The organism is Nocardioides sp. P4_G4, assembly GCF_056401085.1.
On record NZ_JBFUKA010000043.1, the window covers coordinates 1 to 17,648 of the forward strand.

The following is a 17,648-nucleotide window of genomic DNA, read 5'->3' on the forward strand; positions in this document are numbered from 1 at the left end:
GCGGTCGGCGCCGCGCCAGCGGGGTCACCATCGGCCCGAACACCAGCCGCTCGGTCCGTAGCGCGACGGCCGCACAGCACGTCCACACATCGGCGATCCCCTGGACCCGGTCGCCGTACTGCAGGTGGTCCCAGACGAAGAAGCCGTCCCATCCGGCCGCCTCGGCCCGGTGAGCCAGGTCGCCGATGACACGGGGATCGGCCAGGGTGTCGAAGGGGGCGACGAACAGTCCGCGGCGCGTGGTCATGTGCCCATCATGCCGATGCGAACCGTCTCCATCCGCAGCCTGTCGGGCACGGGATCAGCAGCCCGGCGTGCGGACACTCGGGGGAATGGTCCACACTTGGGACCTGTCAGCTTCGTCAGAGGCTGGCTACGCGGACGTGGTGTAGTTGCAGCACGGTTCCCTTCCAGGGAGATGGTCGAGGTTCAAATCCTCGCGTCCGCTCCATTCCTCCGGCGCCTCAGAGCGCCCGGGCGCGCACCATCCGCAGCACCTCCTCGGAGCGCTCGGTGAGCGCGCCGACCACCACGGGCGCGGCCTCGGCGGCAGCCACCTCGCGGACGTGCTGCACCCAGGTCTCGCCGATCGCGAACACCGGGAAGAGGCTGACGGAGAGCGCCAGGCCGGGGATCATCCCGCCCTCGTGCAGGGTGGGCAGCGCCTCGATGTAGCGCTCGGCGTACGGAGCCAGCACGTCGTTCTGGCCTGGGCGCCAGAAGACTGGCGACACGGTGCGGACGCTCTGGATGGGCACGGTGCGGCCCACCATCGCGGTCCACGCCTCCTCCTTCGCCTCGGCGGAGGGAGACGCCGCCCGTACGCAGAGCGCACGGACCCACGCGTCGGGATCGGGGTCGCGCTCCTGCAGGGCCTGCACGGCGGCGGTGTCGACCTCGCCGAGCTCGGCCCGGCGCTCCAGGACGTACCACTGCAGGTCGAGGTCGTCGCCGACCTGCTCGCGCAGCAGGGCGAGGTCCTCCTCACCTGACGCCGTCCGCGCCAGCGTGCGTAGCGCCGAGTGCCGGGACACCCCTGCGTCCACGAGGTGACGGGCCGCGGCGGCGACCTCCGCCTCGAGGCCGGGCCGCTCCGACTCGGAGGCCCACTGCTGGGCGGCGGTGAGCGCGAGCTCGAGGCACGGCTCCGCGACCGTCTCCGCCGTCTCCACCGACAGCACGTCGGTGAGTGCGCCCACAGCCTCGGCGGCGGTCGCCTCGGCGTGGGTCAGCATGTCCCAGACGGTGGCCATCGCCACGGCGCGGGCGAGCGTCGTGGGCAGGCCCGAGGGGCGGCCGATCAGGACCTCCCGCCCCGCGGCGTCGGGTCGGGTGGTGGCGAAGGTGGTGTCGTCGTGGTTCACCAGGTAGAGGTCGGCCTCGGGCAGGCCCTCGACGGCGGTGCGCTCGCCGTCCACATCCACCAGGGTGGAGCCGACCTCCTCGAGGGCTTCGCCGACGCGGCGGTAGGCAGCCACGCCCACCACCTGCGGGTGCGGGGCACCGTGAGCGCCGACGGCGGTGAGCACCGGGCCGTCGTCGGTGTGATCGATGGCCAGCCGGTCGACGCCGGCGGTCTCCAGCCAGGCGGTGCGCCAGGGCTGGAGGTCGCGGCCGCTGGCCTGCTCGAGGGAGCCGACGAGGTCGTCGAGCGTGGTGTTGCCCCAGGCGTGCTCCGCGAAGTAGGCGCTCATGCCGACGCAGAACGTCTCCTCACCCACGAAGTGCATGAGCTGCTTGAGGACCGCCGCGCCCTTGGGGTAGGTGATGGCGTCGAAGATCGACTCGGCGTCCGCCACCGTGGGCACGGGCTGGCGGATGGGGTGGGAGCTGGGTCCCTGGTCGGCGAGGTAGGCGTCCAGCTTGTCGCGCACCAGGTTGTTGGCGGCCGTGTCGCCGTAGGCGGTGGCCCGCTCGGCCGCCCACATGCAGGCGAACTCGGCGAAGGCCTCGTTGAGCCAGAGGTCGTCCCACCAGCGCATGGTGACGATGTTGCCGAACCACATGTGCGCCATCTCGTGCAGCAGCACGGTGGCGAACCGCTGCCACTCGCCGGTGGTGGGCTCGTGGCGGCGCAGCACCGTGTCGGCCCAGGTGACGCAGCCGTAGTTCTCCATCGCCCCGCCGAACTCGGGCAGGAACACCTGGGCGTAGGAGCGCTGTGGGAAAGGCATGCCGAACCGCTCGCCGAAGAAGCCGAGGCCCTGGGCGGTCAACGTGAACAGCTGCTCGGCGTCGCGCTCCAGCGCGGAGGCCAGGGTCCGGCGGGCGTAGAGGCCGAGGTCGTAGCCGCCGGCCTCCCGGCGCACCTCCGCGAACGGGCCGGCCACCACCACGGGGTTGTAGGTGGAGAGCGGCGGCGTGGGCTCGAACGTCCACAGTCGCCGGCCCTCGACGTCCTCGACGACCGGGTCGCCTGAGTTGCTCACCACGGTCCACGCCGCCGGCGCGGTGACCGTGAACGCATGGGGCGCCTTGAGGTCGGGCTGGTCGAAGCAGGCCCAGGCGTAGCGCGCCTCGTCGGGTTCGAAGGTGGTCCACACGTAGACGTTGTCGTCACCGGGGTCGACGGCGCGGTGCACCCCCCGTCCGTGCGTGGTGTCCTCCTGCGTCGTGGCCACCACCAGCTCGTTGTCCATGGCGAGGTCGGCCAGCGCGATCCGTCCGTCCACCGCCGCGGGCAGCGGCTCGCCGTTGAGCGTGGCCGACTCCACCTCGGCGCAGCAGTCGACGAACGTCGACGCCCCGGCGGTGGCCGTGAAGTGCACCGTGCTGACGGCCCGGAAGGCCGGACCGTCGACCAGGTCGGTGAGGTCGACGGCGATGTCGTAGGAGGTGACCGACAGCAGGGCCGCGCGCTCGACGGCCTCCTCCTGTCGAAGACTGCGGAAGGGCACGGGCGTGATCCTCACTCGAGGTCGGCTGCGGACGACGCCCGAGGCGAGCGACGTACGGAGCCTAGGCCAGCTGCACAACGGGGCGAGGGAGGCGATCGCGGCCGCCCGGGCCACCCGACCGGCACCGACGGAGCCATCGGCTACATCGATCAACCGACTGCGAGCGGTCACCCCTCCAGCAGGTCGAGGTCGCGCACGCAGAACCCGAGGTGCGACCACTCCTCGTTCAGGACCACGTGCAGGCACTCGAGCACCGTCTTCCCCGTGGCATACGGCGGCCAGCCCGGTCCCGCAGGCACCGGCGCGACCGCCGACAGCTCATCGGACGTCACGTCCGCCAACCAACGCTCCAGCTCGGCGGCCTGCTCGTCGCGGACCGTCAACACCTGGCCGAGCCCAGGTGCCGCCGATCGGTCCAGGCCCTGCTCCTCCTGGTCCGGCACGAAGTCCGATGCCAACCCGATCGCGGTGAAGGGCTGAGGTGATCCGAGGCAGCAGCGACGAAACCACGAGTCGTGCACGAAGACCAGATGGCGCAAGGTCTCCACCGCCGACCACTCACCGCCCACGCGCTGGTGCTCCGACCCCGGGGGCATGCCACGGAGGCGCGCGACCGTGGCCGCCCAGCTGGCCCTCAGGTGCCCCTCGGCCTCGCGCAGGTCTGTGGGGTCGCTCGATCGGATCAGGACCCGCACCGGATGCCGCCGGTCCAGCTCGGCCTCGACGTACGACATCACTTCGACTCCGTTGACCACCAGGTTGCTGATGAGCCCGTCGATCACGACGTCCTGCATCACCACCCCGATCAGACGGGCCCGAGTCAGGTCGCACTCGCGGAACTCGGCCTCCGTCATGTCCTGGTCCTCGAACCTCACCATGCCTGACAGTCTGCGTCGGCGCACCGACATCCGCCCAGGACCTCTGGTGGACTTCACGCGCCCGGCCAAGGGATCGGACTCGTGGCTGGACGGGTCGCGAGACCTCGATAGCCTGCGGTGCATGCCCATCAAGCTGGAGAACGTCGGGATCGCGGTCCGCGACCTCGAAGCGACGATCGCCTTCTTCACCGACCTCGGGCTCACCGTCCTGGGCCGCGACACGGTCAGCGGGGAGTGGACCGACACGGCCGTCGGTCTCGACGGCAACCACGTCCGGATCGCGATGCTCCAGACCCCGGACGGCAACGGCCGCCTCGAGCTCTTCGAGTACATCCACCCCGACGCGATCGAGACGGAGCCCACCCGGCCCAACGAGATCGGCATGCACCGGGTGGCCTTCTCGGTCGACGACATCGACGAGGCCCTCGAGATCGCCGCGCGGCACGGCTGCCACCCGCTGCGCGGGGTGGCGACGTACGAGGACGTCTACAAGCTCACCTATCTCCGCGGCCCCAGCGGCATCCTGGTCATGCTCGCCGAGGAGCTGCGGAAGCCCTGATCCTGCTCGCCGAACGTAGGCTCGGGGTTGCCAGCCCTCCCTGATGCGCAGCCCGAGGAGTCTCGTGTCCCGCACACCCACCCGATTCCGGACGATCCTGCCCAGCACCGGACGCGCCGCCCTCGGCGCGACCATCGCCGGCGGCGTGCTGTCCGGCCTCACCGCCGCTCCCGAGCGCATGGGTCGACTGTTCCGCGGGCGTTTCCCGACGGTGGCCGTGACCGGCATGACCGGGGTCGGCAAGACCGAGCTGGCGAACCGGCTCACCCGGCGCGCGTCCGGCAACGGCGTCAGCGAGGTGGGCTCCGCGGTCATGGAGCGACGCACCCGCCGGTCCCGCAGGCTGCAGGGCTTCCGGTTCCTCGTGGTGCCCGGGGACAACGCGGCGACGCGGCTCTCGGCCCTCGACGAGGTCTTCCACGACGAGCCGGTGGACGGCGTCATCCACGTGGTCGCCAACGGTCACGCCACGCCCCGACGGGTGGCCGGGACGTCCGGCCAGGCGACGGCCACCCGCGAGGAGCTGCTCGCCGCGGAGCTCGAGGACTGGGCGATCACGGCGCACCGGATCGCCTCGATGGCCGTACGCCGCGACCGGCCCATCTGGCTGGTCATCGCCGTCACGAAGACCGACCTGTACGCCGATCAGCTCGACGACGTCCTCGAGTACTACTCCCCGGGGAGTGGCTCACCCTTCGGCAACCGGGTCGACGAGCTGCGGGCCCTGGCCGGCGGCGCGAAGCTCTCGGTCGACGTGCTGCCGGTGTCGAGCCAGGGCGGCGACCGCTCGTCCGCCGTCTCGGCCAAGAAGGCCGGCGCCATGGTGGACGCCCTCGCTGTGCGGCTCGCCCAGCTCAGCGGTCACGTCTGACCGTTGGACGTCACCCGGCGGCGAGCTCGTCGTCGACGTACACCGGTCGCGAGACGCGGAGCCCGGCCCAGGTGAAGGGGACGACGGTGGCCATCAGCAGCAGGATGGGGATCGTCCAGCTGTCGGTGGCGGCGTGCAGGACCCCGACGAGCACGGGGCCGACGGCCGCGAGCAGGTAGCCGACCGGCTGGACGAAGCCGGAGAGCCGGGCCGTGATGGCGTGGTCGCGGGTCCGGGCGGTGAGCATCGCGATCGTCGTGGGGAACGCGAAGCCGGAGAAGCCGAGCAGCAGCGCCCACAGCCACGGCAGGGTCGCCGGAGCCAGGAGGAGCCCGGAGTAGCCCGCGAGCAGGGCCACGCTGAAGGAGGCCATCCACGGCGTCAGGTTGGGCGAGCGCGCGATCACCGTCGGCATCATGAGCGCACCGACGATGCCGAACGCCGTGAGCATCGCCTGCATGGCGCCCGCCGCCGAGGGGGAGAGGCCGGCGTCGCGGTAGATCTGGGGCAGCCAGCCGAACTGCACGTAGGCGTGCATCGACTGCACGGCGAAGAGGGTCGCCATCGCCACGGCGGTGCGGGAGTGGAAGATCCGCAGGGTCGGGTCGGCGGCGGGCTCCTCCGTCGGCGTCAGGGAGCGCTCCCGGAAGGCCAGCCACGCCCAGATCGGCAGCGCCGTCAGCGCGACCAGTCCCCACATGGCCAGGGCCTTGCTCCAGCCGACCTCCGCGGCCACCGGCGCGGTGAGCGCGGAGCCGAGCGTGCCGCCGACGATGAGGCCGGTGCCGTAGATCGTCGGCAGCAGCACGTTGCCGGAGGAGGGGTGCGCCTTGATCCACGCCGGGACCAGCACGTTGCCCACGGCCATGCCGGACAGCGCGACCGCCGACAGGGCGAGGAACACCCAGGCGGTGTCGGTCTGGCTGCGCAGGAGCAGGCCCGCCGCGGCCAGCGTGATACCGACCGCGATGCCCGTGGTGATGCCGATCCGCCGCGCGATGCCCACTGCGGCCGCGCCGACCAGGCCGAAGCACAGCCCGGGCAGGCCGGTGAGGATCCCGGCCACGCCGGATCCGGTGCCGAGCCCGGCGGTGATCTCCTCCAGGACCGGTCCGACCGAGGAGGCGCCCGGCCTCAGGTTGATGGCGATCAGGACCGTGGCGACGATCGCCACCCCGCGGCCCATCGTCTTCTTGCGGTCCCGGGAGGGCTCCGTCGGGGCCTTCGGGGCGGAAGTGTGCACATCATTGAGCGTAGGTGAGCGCGGGCGGCCGTCCGGAGCCAGCCCGGGTGGGCCCGGTTCCGGCGCCTCAGGCACCGGACCGCAGCTCCACCGACACCTCGCCGAGGTCGGGTGCGACCACGTGCCACGACCCGCCGACRCTCACGTCGATCGGGGCGACCACGGAGCCGGTGATGACCACGTCGCCGGCCGACAGCGCCGCTCCGCACGACGCGAGGGTCGAGGCGGCCGAGGCCAGGACGGTCCCCGGCTCGCCCGTGAGCGCCCAGGGTGTCGAGGTCGCCGCGACCTCCTCGCCGTCGCGGGACACGTCGAAGGACAGGTCGGCGGGCAGCGAGGGGACGACCRGCCCGAGCAGTACGTTCCGGTGGAAGATGTTGCCGGCCAGCACCTGCTCGATGTCGGTGGGCGGCGGGTCGACGTCGGCGAGCTCGATGGCCACCGACCAGCCCGCCACAGCGGCGAGCGCCTCGTCCGGGGTGGCGTCGGCGGCCAGGTCGGCGCCGAGGTGCGCGGCCACCTCCGCCTCCAGCATCGGTGCGGTCCACCCCGTGACGTCCACGTCCGCCCCGGACGCCAGCAGCCGGTCGCGGGTGAGGAAGCCGACCAGCGGGCGGTCGGTGCCGAAGCGGGCCAGCGCGGCGGGCGCCCCGAAGCCGAGCTTCCACCCCAGCGGGGTGGCGCCCGAGGAGAGGGCGGCGGCACGGGCGGCGAGCATGGCCGTCGTACCCGCCGCGATGCGCGGGTCGAGGCTCACGACGGGTCGTCGAACTCGTCGTCGGGACCCGGCATCCCGTAGCCCGCGGCGGCCAGTGACCCCGCGCCGCTCCAGCCCCAGATCAGCAGCACGTCCTCGTCGCCGGTGTTGACGAACCCGTGGTAGTTGCCGCGCGGGGTGAAGATGACGTCCCCCGCCTGCGACGGCTCGCGACCCGCGCTGGTGTGGATCTCCCCGCGGCCCGACATCACCACGAGGAACTCGTCGGCGTCGGTGTGGAAGTGACGGTCGTGGCGGGCGCCGGGGGGCAGCACGGTGCGCCCGACCGTGAGGCCGTCGGAGCCGCCACGCTCGGAGTTGATGAGGTACTGCACCTGCATGTCGACCCACCCCTCCTCCTCGCGCAGGCCCTGCTCGAGCGGCACGTCGGCGATCGTGGTGCGGTACGGCGGCCGGGCCTGGTCGGGGGTCGTCATCGCACCTCCACCCCCGCGGCCCGGCGGTAGACGTCGGCGACGCTGACCAGGAAGTCCCGGTCGGCCAGCTCGCTGCTGCGCGCGGCACTGAGCATCTCGCTCGCCGCCGAGCAGGTCGGCAGCATCACACCGAGCGTGCGACCCAGCTCCTGGGCGAGGACGAGGTCCTTCTGCTGGAGCTCGACATCGGCGAAGACGGTGTCGTCGTCCACCAGCAGCGGCGCGCGGTAGCCGATCACCGGCGACGCGATCACGCTCTTGAGCGCCGCGTCCACCACGGCGGCCCGGTCGACGCCGGCCTTCTCGACCAGCGTCACCGCCTCCGCGAACGCGGTCACCGACACGACCAGGGACAGGTTGATGGCCACCTTGGTGAGGATCGCGTGTCCGTTGGGGCCGATGTAGGTGACTTTGGGGCCGATCGCGTGGAGCAGCGTCTCGACGTGGTCGTACGCCGACCGCTCACCGCCGACCATCACCGACATCTGGCCGGCGGCCAGGGTCGCCGGTGAGCCGGAGACGGGGGTGTCGAGGTAGCGGGCGCCGGTGGCGGCGACCTCCTGCGACAGGGCGACGCTGCGCTCGGGGGCGATGGTGCTCAGGTCGGCCCACACCTTGCCGGCTCCGAGCCCGGCGAGCAGGCCGTCGTCGCCGTGCGCCGCGCCCTCGATCGCAGCGGTGTTGGTGAGCATCGTGAGGACGACCTCGCACTGCTCGGCCACCTCGCGGGGAGTGTCCGCCCAGCCCATGCCGGCCTCGATGAGGTCCTGGGCCTTGCTGCGCGTCCGGTTCCACCCGACCACGGTGTGGCCGGCGTCCATGAGCCGTCGGGCGATCCCGGAGCCCATGGCCCCGAGCCCCACGAACCCCACCCGTTCGATGTGGTCATACATGCCTCGCTCCTCCGGTGCCTGTCGGTCCGTCATGTGTTGTGCCTGTCCAGGAAGTCGACGATCGTGGCCAGCGCCTCGCGCTGGACGTCGTCGACCTGCGCCACCCCGTCGGCGTCGGACTCGGGGTAGATGTAGCCGTGCACGTCGTGCGACCACGACCGCCACTCGGCGTCCCAGCGCTTCTCGGCCAGCAGCTCGTAGGTGAGCCGGAAGATGCCCTGGAGCTCGTCCTCGTCGCGGCCCAGGACCAGCACCGGGATGTCCACGCCGTCCAGCCGTGCCGACACCTCCTCGGGGTCGGCGACCCGGGCGCGGGCCCGCTCGGTGCTGCGGATCTCCATGCTCTCGATGTCGCGCAGGCCACCGTCGGAGGTGACCGTGGGGACGTCGTCGAGTCGCAGCGTGAGCAGCTCGTGCGAGGCGGGCTCCGCCGCGACGCCCGCACGGAGCAGGCCCGGGTACTGCGAGAGCAGCTTGAAGAGCATCTCGCCGGCGTGGCTGACGCCGACGTGGAAGAGCCGTTCGCCGTCGATGGCGGGGTGGGTGGCGACGTGGCGCAGGATCGCGACCTCGTCCTCGTACTCCAGCGGCGCGCGGCTCATCAGTCCCATGCCCTGCCGCACCGTGCTGCGCAGCGGACCACCGGTCTGGTAGCCGAGCTCGACCTCGGTGCGGTAGCGGACCCACGCGCACGCATACCCGGCGTCGAGCAGGACGTCGGTGACGTGGCGGAAGCGATGCACCCGGTCGTGCAGCCACGCCATGCCGCCGCCACCGTTGCCGTAGGCGACCAGCACGAACGGGTGCGGTCCCGGGCCGTCGGGCAGCCGGAGTGCGTACGGCGCGTAGAGGCCGTCGAGGGTCTCCGCCAGCAGGTAGTGCGCCGGCCGGTCGGAGCCGGCCAGCGGCTCGACCAGGACGGGTCTGTCGGGGGAGCCCCAGTCGGCCGCGATCACCGGGAGGCGTTCGGGGTGCCCGGCGCGCCCGCGGCCCAGTAGTCGTCCTTGGCCTTGGACGCCGCCAGCGCCTCGGCGTCCTCGAAGCCCGGTGCCATCGAGGCCGAGGTACCGGCCATGTACTGGTGGTGGTCGACGTCGAGCAGCCGGATCCAGCTCTGCTGGCCGAAGGTCAGCGCGATCACGCAGCCCAGCTCGACGAGCTCGTCCTCGCTGAAGTGGGCGTGCAGCCGGCTCCACAGACCGTCGCGATCGTCCTCGTTCCAGGCGATGGCCTGCGCGTAGGCGAGCGCGGCCTTCTGCCGGTCGTCGAACCGGTCCGACGACTCGAAGTTGAGGAGGTCGTCGTACTGCCCCTCGACCAGGCCCTGCTGACCGCCCTTGACCGAGCGCTGGTTGCCGCAGAACTCGCAGCTCACCGTGCGGGAGATGTAGACCCTGCACAGCTCCTTGATCGCGTGGTCGCAGACGCCGTTGCGGAACATCTTCTCCCACGGCTCGGCGAAGGCCCAGAAGGCCGCCGGCACGTGCGCGCGCACCGCGTTGGTCTCCGGGCGGGGGGTGCCCTCGCGGGCGCTGCGGTCCATCTCGGCCTGCATGCGTGGATCCATGTCGTCGTAGGCGACGTAGGAGATGCGCGGCTGCTTCATGGTGTGCTCCTCTTGTTCGGGACGGATGGGTTTCGAGGCTCGCTGCGCTCGCACCTCAACCATCGAGGGCCTCGATGGCGTGGACGATCGCGTCGCGGGTGAGGGGTAGGTCACGGACGCGGACCCCGAGGGCGCGGTGGACCGCGTTGGCGATGGCGGCCGAGGCCGGGCCCTGCGCGGCCTCGCCGGCCCCGGTCGAGGGGGCGTCGCTGTCCACGAGGTGGACGGTGACCTCGGGCGTCTCGGAGAAGCGCAGCACCGGGTAGGCCTCCCAGTCGGTGCCGAGCAGCCGCCGGGAGTCGAAGGGCATCCGCTCCTTGAGCGTCCAGGACGTCGCTTGGGTCGCCCCGCCCTCGAGCTGGTTGCGGGCGCCGTCGGGGTTCACGACCCGGCCCACGTCGGCGACGACGAGCAGGCGGCGCACGACGACGGCGTCGGTGACCTCGACGTCGGCGACGATCGCGCAGTGCGCGCCGCGGTCCTTGTAGCGGGCGTAGCCCAGGCCCCGACCCGTGTCGTCGGGCAGCTCCTCGTCCCAGCCGGCGAGCCGGGCGGCCTCCGCGACCACGTGCCGGGCGCGCGGGTCGGAGAGGTGCTCGAGCCGGAACGCCAGCGGGTCGGCGCCGGCGGCCCCGGCCAGCTCGTCCATGAACGACTCGATCGCGAAGACGTTGAGGTGCGCCCCGAGCGCGCGCATCGCCGAGGTCCGCAGCGGGGAGTCGGTCTTGCGGTGGCCGATCACGCGCCGCGGCCCCACGTCGTACGCCGGGACCGCGTTGCGGGTCGTCCCGCCGCCCGCGGCCGGGGGCGGGTCGGTCGGCGGCGGGAGCGGCACCCCGGAGGCGAGGTCGGCGCCCGCGAGCAGGCCCGGCTGCCCGGCGTACCCGGGTCGCGCGGCGTGGCCCTGGCTCCAGACGTCGTGGGTCCAGCCGGTGATCCGCCCCTCCTCGAGCCGGGCCCCCAGCGTGGCGGTCATCGCCGACGCCAGCGGACCCCACGTCAGCTCGTCCGGCCGGGTCCAGCGCAGCAGCACCGGCCGGCCGGGGGCCGCCCGAGCCAGGAGGACCGCGTCGAACGCGGCGTCGTCGGCCGCGTTGTGGCCGTAGCAGCCGGCGTTCTCGACGTGCTCGACCACGACGGTGGCCGGGTCGAGGTCGAGGGCGGCGGCGATCGCGTCCCGGAGGCCGTGGATGCCCTGGCTGTGCGAGCGGACGTGGACGCCGTCGTCGGTCCAGGTCGCCAGACCCGCGCTGGGCGCGATGGAGGCGTGGGCGAGGAAGGGGCGTGAGTACGACGCCTCGACGTCGGAGGCCCCGGGGCCGGGCGCGCCCTCCTCGTCGAGGACCGGCACGTCCTTGTGGGTGCCGGACCGCAGCCAGCCGGCCAGGTCGTCGGGGTCGGGCAGCAGGTCGTGCTCCTCCCAGGCGGTGTCCCGGCGCAGCTGCTCGAGCGCCCGGTCGACGTCGGCCTCGCGCTCGCCGACCACGCCGACGAACGAGCCGTCGCGCACCAGGGTCACGCCCGCGGCCTTCCAGTCGTCGGGCACCGACCGGAGCGCCGCGCCCACCGACGGCGGACGCAGCACCCGTCCGTGCAGCAGCCCCTCGGGCCGCAGGTCCGCCAGGAAGCGCGGCCGCCCGAGGACCTTGTCGGGGAGGTCGAGCCGCGGCTCGCTGCGACCGACGGCGCTGGCCGCGACGGGGGCGAGGGGCTCGACGGTGGTCAGGTCGAGCGCGGGGTCGAGGGCGGCGATGCGGGCGACGTACTCCTCGACCGGCGACGTCGAGCCGGCCAGCGCCCGCACCACACCGCCGACGTGGGYGAGCGCCGGACCGGTCTGCAGCACCGACATGCTGCCGGCGGTGAGCCCCTGGTCGGGGCCGAGCGCCGTGTGCGGAGCGACCATCCGGACCCGGTCGAGGGGCAGCGCCAGCGCGTCGGCGGCGAGCTGCGCCAGCGCGGTCGCGATCCCCTGGCCGAGCTCGGCCTTGCCGACTCGCACCTCGACCACGCCGCCGTCCACCCCGTCGCCCACCGCGTCGCCCACCGCCAGCCAGGTGCCCAGCCGGGGGTTGGTGATGACGTGGGGAGGCAGGTCGGTCACGTGGACGGCTCCCGGGCGGCGAGGACCGCGTCGACGATCCGGCGGTGTGTCCCGCAGCGGCACAGGTTCCCGTCGAGCGCCTCCGCCACCCGGGCGGCGTCGGCGTCGGGCTCCTCGTCGAGCAGCGCGACCGCGCGGACGACGATCCCGGAGATGCAGAAGCCGCACTGCGCGGCCTGCCGCTCGAGGATCGCGCGCTGCACCGGGTGCGGGGTGCCGTCGGCGGACAACCCCTCGACGGTGGTGACCGAGCGACCCCCGACCTGCCACAGCGGCGTCTGGCACGACGGCACGACGGTGCCGTCGAGGAGGACGTTGCAGGCGCCGCACAGCCCCTGGCCACAGCCGAAGCGCGTGCCCACCAGGCCGAGGTCGTCGCGCAGCACGGTGAGCAGCGACGTGTCCGGGTCGCCGCCGACCTCGACGGGCGCGCCGTTGACCTCGAAGCCGGTCACCCGAAGACCTCCGGGTGGTGGGAGAGCTCGATGCGCGTGCGCCGGATGTGGCCGCCGAGGAAGCGCTCGCCGTCGTCGGCGTCGCGGCGCACCACGGCGTCCAGGATCAGCCGGTGCTCGGAGTTGACCACCCACATCCGGCTGCGGCCGCCCAGTGCGACGAAGGCGCGCCGGTAGTGCTGGGTGGAGTTCCAGAGCCGGGCCACGTTGGACATCAGCGGGTCGATGTCGCATCCGGAGTAGGTGAGCATGTGGAACTCGCGGTCGAGGTCGAGGAACTTCTCGAGGTCCTCGTTGTCCTCGATCCGCTGCTGCACCTCCTCGAGCCGGGCGTGCTCGTCGGGACCGAGCTGCGGCATGCTCTCGGCGAGGGCCAGCGGCTCGAGGCGCTCGCGCATCCGGTAGACCACGTCCACCTCGTGCGGCGTCAGCCGCGGGACCCGGGCCCCCTTGTGGGCCTCGTGCTCGGTGAGGCCCTCGGCCTCGAGCATCCGCAGCGCCTCGCGCACCGGCAGCCGGCTCGCGCCGAGGCGCTCGGCGACCTCCTCCTGCCGGATCCGGTCGCCGGGCCTGAGGTCGCCGCCCAGGATCGCCTCGCGGAGGTACGCCGCGACGCGGGTGCTGCCGATGCCCGTGGTGCTGGCCGTGCTGCTGCTCGTCTCGCTCATGGTCGGGGATTCTCCCGGTCCCAGCGCTTGCCGTGCGGGGCGGACACCAGCTCGAGCTGCATCCCCCACGGGCTGAGGAAGTAGATCCACCGGTTGCCCTCGGCAGGGCCGCGGCTCGCGGTCGGTCCGTCGAGGACCTCCACCCCCGCCGTACGCAGGTGGTCGACGGCGGCGTCGAGGTCGTCGACGTACAGCGCGACGTGGTGGCCGCCCACGTCGCTGTTGCGCGGCGGCTGCGTCTGCTGGTCGGGCGAGGAGTAGTGGAAGACCTCGAAGAGGGTCTCGCCGCCGAGGCGGAACCAGCGGTTCTCCACCATCACCGCGTCGGGATGCACGCCCAGGTGACGGGTCATCCAGTCGTCGCCGGCGTCGGGGTGGGAGAAGGGCCCCAGGGAGTAGAGGTACTCGCAGCCGAGCACCTCGACGAGGAACCGGTGGGCCTCCTCGAGGTCGGGCACGGTGAAGCCCACGTGGTCGATCCGCCGCAGGCCTGGCAGTGCCATCGACTCCCTTTCTGGATCCGAAACAGGTCGAGCGATCAGCAAAGCACGCCTGAGCGTGTGGCGTCCATCACTCACGACTCTGGATTTTGGATCCAATCCTGTGTCACAGTGTCGACGCCACCGAGGAGGAGATCCATGCCCCAGCACCACCCGCTCACGCCCGCGGCGCCCTGGGTCGAGGTCGTCGTCACCGACGAGGACTGGGATGCCGCCGAGCCGCAGCTCCTGCGCACGGTCTACGCGCAGCTGGTCTGGATCCGTGCCTTCGAGCAGTACGTCCTCGACCTCGCCGGCGCCGGGCTGATCCACGGCCCCGCCCACTCCAGCATCGGCCAGGAGGGCGGCGCCGTCGGCTCCGTGCTCGCCCTGACCAGCGACGACTCCGTCAACGGCTCCCACCGCGGGCACCACCAGTTCCTCGCCAAGGCGCTGCACCACGTCGAGCCCAAGGGCATGGACCCGCTCGCGCCGCCGTCCGACGCGGTCCGCGAGGTGCTGCTGCGCACCCTCGCCGAGATCGCCGGCCTCGACCGTGGGTGGAGCCACGGCCGTGGTGGCTCCATGCACCTGCAGTGGAAGGAGGCCGGCGCGATGGGCACCAACGCCATCGTCGGCGGCGGCGTCCCCCAGGCGGCCGGCTTCGCCTTCRCCCACCAACGCTCCGGCACCGACGCGGTGTCGGTCACCTACTTCGGCGACGGGGCGGTCAACATCGGCTCCACCCTCGAGACGATGAACCTCGCCGGCGCCTGGGCGCTGCCGGTGTGCTTCTTCATCGAGAACAACCGCTACGCCGTCTCCACCTCCGTCGAGGAGGCCACCGCCGAGCCCCGGCTCTCCGCCCGCGGCATGGGTTTCAACCTCGCGTCCTGGAAGGTCGACGGGCAGGACCCGCTCGCCGTCCACCTCGCCATGACCGAGGCCGTCGAGCACATGCGCGCCGGTCGCGGCTCGACCGTGGTGGAGGTCGACACCTACCGCTTCTTCCACCAGAACGGCGGTTTCGCCGGCAGTGCCTTCGGCTACCGCGACAAGGAGGAGGAGAAGGCGTGGCGGCTGCGTGACCCGCTGAGGATCACCTCCGACCACCTCGCGCGGCTCGGCCTGCTCGAGGACGGGGAGGCCGACCGGGCGCTCGCGCAGGCCAGGGCCGTGATGGAGGAGGTCGGCGGCGTGCTGCTCGAGCCGGTCCCCGACGGCAAGCCCGGCCAGCGCCGGATCCGCGCCGACGAGTGGCCCGACCCCGCGTGGGTCGACGTGGGCGTCCGCGGTGACCTCTCCGAGATGGACGACGCCCGGACGGTGGCCGCCGAGGGGCACGCCGTACCCGTCCAGGAGATGAAGCTCGTCGAGTCCATCGCCGCCGTCCTCGGTCGCCGGATGGAGACCGACCCCGGCGTCATCGTCATGGGCGAGGACGTCCACCGCCTCAACGGCGGCACCAACGGAGCGACCCGCGGTCTCGCGGAGCGCTTCCCCGACCGGGTCCTCGGCACCCCCATCAGCGAGAACGCCTTCACCGGCCTCGCCTGCGGCGTCGCGCTCGACGGCCGCTTCACGCCGGTCGTGGAGTTCATGTACGCCGACTTCATGTGGGTCGCGGCCGACCAGCTCTTCAACCAGGTGGCCCGGGCGCGCCACATGTACGGCGGGGACGGTGCCGTGCCCCTCGTGCTGCGCAGCAAGGTCGCCATGGGCACCGGCTACGGCTCCCAGCACTCGATGGACCCCGCCGGCATCTTCGCCACCTCGGCCGGGTGGCGCATCGTCGCGCCCACCACGCCCTACGACTACGTCGGCCTCATGAACGCCGCCCTGCGCTGCCAGGACCCCGTGGTGGTGCTCGAGCACGTCGACCTCTACAACGCCGTCGGGCCGGGCCCGGTCGACGACCTCGACTTCTGCCTGCCCGTCGGCAAGGCGGCGATCCGCCGCGAGGGCAAGGACGCCACGATCCTCACCTACCTCGGGATGGTCCCCTTCGTGCTCGAGGCCGTCGAGGAGTTCGGCGAGGTCGACGCCGAGGTGATCGACCTGCGCTGGCTCGACCGGGCCAGCATCGACTGGGACACCATCGAGGCGTCCCTCACCAAGACCAACCAGGTGATGATCGCCGAGCAGGGCGCGGTCGGCACGTCGTACGGCGGGTGGCTGGCCGACGAGATCCACCGACGGTTCTTCGACCTCCTCGACGCTCCCGTCCGCCGGGTCACCGGCGCCGAGGCCTCGCCCAGCATCAGCAAGGTGCTGGAGCGTGCGGCGATCGCCCAGAAGGACGAGGTCATCGCCGAGCTCACCGAGATCGCGAGGTACTGACGTGGCCCACGTGCTGCGGATGCCGGGCGTCGCGGCCAACGCGACCGAGGCGGTGCTGGCGGAGTGGCTGGTGGCCGAGTCGGCGGAGTTCGCCGCGGCCGACGCGCTGGCGACAGTCGAGACCGACAAGGCCCTCGTCGACGTCGAGGCCGAGGCCGCCGGCGTCGTCCTGAAGACCCTGGTGGCCGCCGGCTCCAACGTCGAGGTGGGCGCCCCGATCGCCGTGCTCGCAGGCGTGGGGGAGCGGGTCGACGACCTGGCCGCGCTGCTGCGCGAGCTGGGCGTCGCCGAGGACTCGGTCCCCGTCCTCACCGAGCCGCTCGACGCGCCGGGCCAGCCCGTCGCGCGGACCGAGCCCGAGGTCGACCCGGGCTCGGGCGCCCCGGTCGTCGAGGCCGCCCCCGAGGCGGGCGTCGAGTCCGCCGAACCGGCATCCGCGGCGGCTCCCGAGGCCGGTCCCGGGGCCGCTGCGCGTCCGCAGGGCCGGATCTTCGCCAGTCCGCTGGCGCGCAAGATCGCTCGCGACGCCGGGCTGGCGATCGAGGAGATCCCCGGCACCGGACCGCGCCACCGGGTGCTGCGTCGCGACGTCGACGCGCTGCTCGCGTCGCGTCGGGCCGCGCCGGCCTCGGCGCCGACCCCTGCGCCGACCCCTGCGCCGACCCCTGCGCCGACCCCTGCGCCGACCCCTGTGCCGACCTCTGTGCCGGCCACCCCCCAGGCATCCCCGGCCGCGGGCTTCGAGGACGTGCCCCACACCCGGCTGCGCCGTGCGGTCGCGGAGCGACTGGCCACCAGCAAGCGCGAGGCGCCGCACTTCTACGTCCGCACCACGGTGCGGGTCGAGCGGCTGCTGGCCCTGCGCGCCGAGCTCAACGAGGCGCTCGACGGCGAGGTGAAGGTCTCGGTCAACGACCTCGTCGTCAAGGCGGTCGCGCTGGCCCACGAGCGGGTCCCCGACCTCAACGTCACCTGGGGCGACGACGCCGTACGCCGCTGGCACGCCGCCGACATCGCGGTCGCCGTCGCCACCGACCGCGGGCTCGTGACCCCCGTGCTCCGCGACGTCGGGCACCGCTCGGTCTCCTCGGTGGCCGCGGGCGTGCGCGAGCTCGCCGGCCGCGCCCGTGAGGGACGGCTCCGCCAGGAGGAGCTCGAGGGTGGCTCGATCACCGTCACCAACCTCGGCATGTACGGCGTGGAGGAGTTCGCCGCGATCATCAACCCGCCGCACGCCGCGATCCTCGCGGTCGGTGCGGTGCGCGAGGAGCCCGTCGTGCAGGACGGGTCCGTCGTGCCCGGCTCCGTGATGAGCCTGACCCTCTCGGTCGACCACCGGCCCGTCGACGGCGTCGTCGCCGCGCGCTGGCTGGCGGAGCTGACCGGGTTGCTGGAGCGCCCGGTGCGGCTGCTCGCCTGACGACGGCGCCGCCCGGCGCCCGGGGTCCGCAGGAGGACACC

General features: G+C 73.0%; 17 protein-coding genes and 1 tRNA gene. 5 read left to right on the forward strand and 13 right to left on the reverse strand.

From position 1 onward, the window contains the following. Nucleotides 1-247: LLM class flavin-dependent oxidoreductase (locus tag AC1DQF_RS11475; RefSeq protein WP_477525349.1), on the reverse strand; the 247-nt coding region annotated here is incomplete at its 3' end. Nucleotides 248-377: 130 nt separating this feature from the next. Here AC1DQF_RS11475 and AC1DQF_RS11480 point away from each other — a divergent pair. After that, nucleotides 378-451, forward strand: a tRNA-Gly gene (locus tag AC1DQF_RS11480). A 13-nt stretch (nt 452-464) separates the two neighbouring features. Here AC1DQF_RS11480 and pepN read toward each other — a convergent pair. Both pepN and AC1DQF_RS11490 read right to left on the reverse strand, forming a co-directional pair. After that, the gene (gene pepN, locus AC1DQF_RS11485) at nt 465-2,897 is read right to left on the reverse strand and encodes an aminopeptidase N (protein ID WP_477525350.1); all 2,433 of its coding nucleotides are present in this window, start codon (nt 2,895-2,897) and stop codon (nt 465-467) included. A 167-nt stretch (nt 2,898-3,064) separates the two neighbouring features. After that, nucleotides 3,065-3,775: a DinB family protein gene (locus tag AC1DQF_RS11490; protein ID WP_477525351.1), complete on the reverse strand. Its 711-nt coding sequence runs from the start codon at nt 3,773-3,775 to the stop codon at nt 3,065-3,067. 121 nt (nt 3,776-3,896) lie between these two features. On the opposite strand from AC1DQF_RS11490, the gene AC1DQF_RS11495 reads away from it, so the two are divergent. Then, nucleotides 3,897-4,334 (forward strand): VOC family protein, encoded by a 438-nt coding sequence (locus AC1DQF_RS11495; protein WP_477525352.1) that lies wholly within the window; start codon nt 3,897-3,899, stop codon nt 4,332-4,334. Nucleotides 4,335-4,398: 64 nt separating this feature from the next. After that, a complete protein-coding gene (locus AC1DQF_RS11500; RefSeq protein WP_477525353.1) occupies nt 4,399-5,205 on the forward strand; it encodes a GTPase domain-containing protein in 807 nt (268 codons plus the stop codon). 10 nt (nt 5,206-5,215) lie between these two features. On the opposite strand, the gene AC1DQF_RS11505 is transcribed toward AC1DQF_RS11500, so the two are convergent. From AC1DQF_RS11505 to AC1DQF_RS11550, 10 genes are all read right to left on the reverse strand, one after another. Continuing rightward, nucleotides 5,216-6,448, reverse strand: coding sequence for an MFS transporter (locus tag AC1DQF_RS11505; RefSeq protein WP_477525354.1), 1,233 nt, complete (start codon nt 6,446-6,448; stop codon nt 5,216-5,218). 67 nt (nt 6,449-6,515) lie between these two features. Further along, the gene (locus tag AC1DQF_RS11510) at nt 6,516-7,205 is read right to left on the reverse strand and encodes a fumarylacetoacetate hydrolase family protein (RefSeq protein WP_477525355.1); all 690 of its coding nucleotides are present in this window, start codon (nt 7,203-7,205) and stop codon (nt 6,516-6,518) included. Continuing rightward, nucleotides 7,202-7,642 carry a cupin domain-containing protein gene (locus AC1DQF_RS11515; protein WP_477525356.1) on the reverse strand — a complete coding sequence of 147 codons (441 nt, stop codon included), beginning with the start codon at nt 7,640-7,642 and terminating at the stop codon, nt 7,202-7,204. The genes AC1DQF_RS11510 and AC1DQF_RS11515 overlap by 4 nt, the downstream gene beginning before the upstream one ends. Further along, nucleotides 7,639-8,535 carry an NAD(P)-dependent oxidoreductase gene (locus tag AC1DQF_RS11520; RefSeq protein ID WP_477525357.1) on the reverse strand — a complete coding sequence of 299 codons (897 nt, stop codon included), beginning with the start codon at nt 8,533-8,535 and terminating at the stop codon, nt 7,639-7,641. Before AC1DQF_RS11520 ends, AC1DQF_RS11515 begins: the two co-directional genes overlap by 4 nt. A 29-nt stretch (nt 8,536-8,564) precedes the next feature. Then, nucleotides 8,565-9,491, reverse strand: a complete 927-nt coding sequence (locus tag AC1DQF_RS11525; RefSeq protein ID WP_477525358.1) for an alpha/beta hydrolase family protein — start codon at nt 9,489-9,491, stop codon at nt 8,565-8,567. Beyond that, complete coding sequence (locus AC1DQF_RS11530) at nt 9,488-10,141, reverse strand: carboxymuconolactone decarboxylase family protein (RefSeq protein WP_477525359.1); 654 nt, start codon at nt 10,139-10,141, stop codon at nt 9,488-9,490. The genes AC1DQF_RS11525 and AC1DQF_RS11530 overlap by 4 nt, the downstream gene beginning before the upstream one ends. Before the next feature lie 55 nt (nt 10,142-10,196). Further along, a complete protein-coding gene (locus tag AC1DQF_RS11535; RefSeq protein ID WP_477525360.1) occupies nt 10,197-12,245 on the reverse strand; it encodes a xanthine dehydrogenase family protein molybdopterin-binding subunit in 2,049 nt (682 codons plus the stop codon). After that, the gene (locus AC1DQF_RS11540; RefSeq protein ID WP_477525361.1) at nt 12,242-12,700 is read right to left on the reverse strand and encodes a (2Fe-2S)-binding protein; all 459 of its coding nucleotides are present in this window, start codon (nt 12,698-12,700) and stop codon (nt 12,242-12,244) included. Before AC1DQF_RS11540 ends, AC1DQF_RS11535 begins: the two co-directional genes overlap by 4 nt. After that, nucleotides 12,697-13,368, reverse strand: coding sequence for a GntR family transcriptional regulator (locus AC1DQF_RS11545; RefSeq protein ID WP_477525362.1), 672 nt, complete (start codon nt 13,366-13,368; stop codon nt 12,697-12,699). The genes AC1DQF_RS11540 and AC1DQF_RS11545 overlap by 4 nt, the downstream gene beginning before the upstream one ends. Beyond that, the gene (locus tag AC1DQF_RS11550; RefSeq protein WP_477525363.1) at nt 13,365-13,871 is read right to left on the reverse strand and encodes a VOC family protein; all 507 of its coding nucleotides are present in this window, start codon (nt 13,869-13,871) and stop codon (nt 13,365-13,367) included. Before AC1DQF_RS11550 ends, AC1DQF_RS11545 begins: the two co-directional genes overlap by 4 nt. A gap of 135 nt (nt 13,872-14,006) precedes the next feature. Here AC1DQF_RS11550 and AC1DQF_RS11555 point away from each other — a divergent pair, with 135 nt between their 5' ends. Beyond that, a complete protein-coding gene (locus AC1DQF_RS11555) occupies nt 14,007-16,187 on the forward strand; it encodes an alpha-ketoacid dehydrogenase subunit alpha/beta (RefSeq protein WP_477525364.1) in 2,181 nt (726 codons plus the stop codon). Between the two features lies 1 nt (nt 16,188). Further along, nucleotides 16,189-17,607: a 2-oxo acid dehydrogenase subunit E2 gene (locus AC1DQF_RS11560; RefSeq protein WP_477525365.1), complete on the forward strand. Its 1,419-nt coding sequence runs from the start codon at nt 16,189-16,191 to the stop codon at nt 17,605-17,607. The last annotated feature ends 41 nt before the right edge of the window (nt 17,608-17,648 follow it).

What these genes read in the sequence shown, in the direction of transcription:
- AC1DQF_RS11490 (WP_477525351.1), bottom strand. Translation starts at nt 3,775, where the DNA reads ATGGTGAGGTTCGAGGACCAGGACATGACGGAGGCCGAGTTCCGCGAG.
- AC1DQF_RS11495 (WP_477525352.1), top strand. Translation starts at nt 3,897, where the DNA reads ATGCCCATCAAGCTGGAGAACGTCGGGATCGCGGTCCGCGACCTCGAA.
- AC1DQF_RS11515 (WP_477525356.1), bottom strand. Translation starts at nt 7,642, where the DNA reads ATGACGACCCCCGACCAGGCCCGGCCGCCGTACCGCACCACGATCGCC.
- AC1DQF_RS11520 (WP_477525357.1), bottom strand. Translation starts at nt 8,535, where the DNA reads ATGTATGACCACATCGAACGGGTGGGGTTCGTGGGGCTCGGGGCCATG.
- AC1DQF_RS11530 (WP_477525359.1), bottom strand. Translation starts at nt 10,141, where the DNA reads ATGAAGCAGCCGCGCATCTCCTACGTCGCCTACGACGACATGGATCCA.
- AC1DQF_RS11545 (WP_477525362.1), bottom strand. Translation starts at nt 13,368, where the DNA reads ATGAGCGAGACGAGCAGCAGCACGGCCAGCACCACGGGCATCGGCAGC.
- AC1DQF_RS11550 (WP_477525363.1), bottom strand. Translation starts at nt 13,871, where the DNA reads ATGGCACTGCCAGGCCTGCGGCGGATCGACCACGTGGGCTTCACCGTG.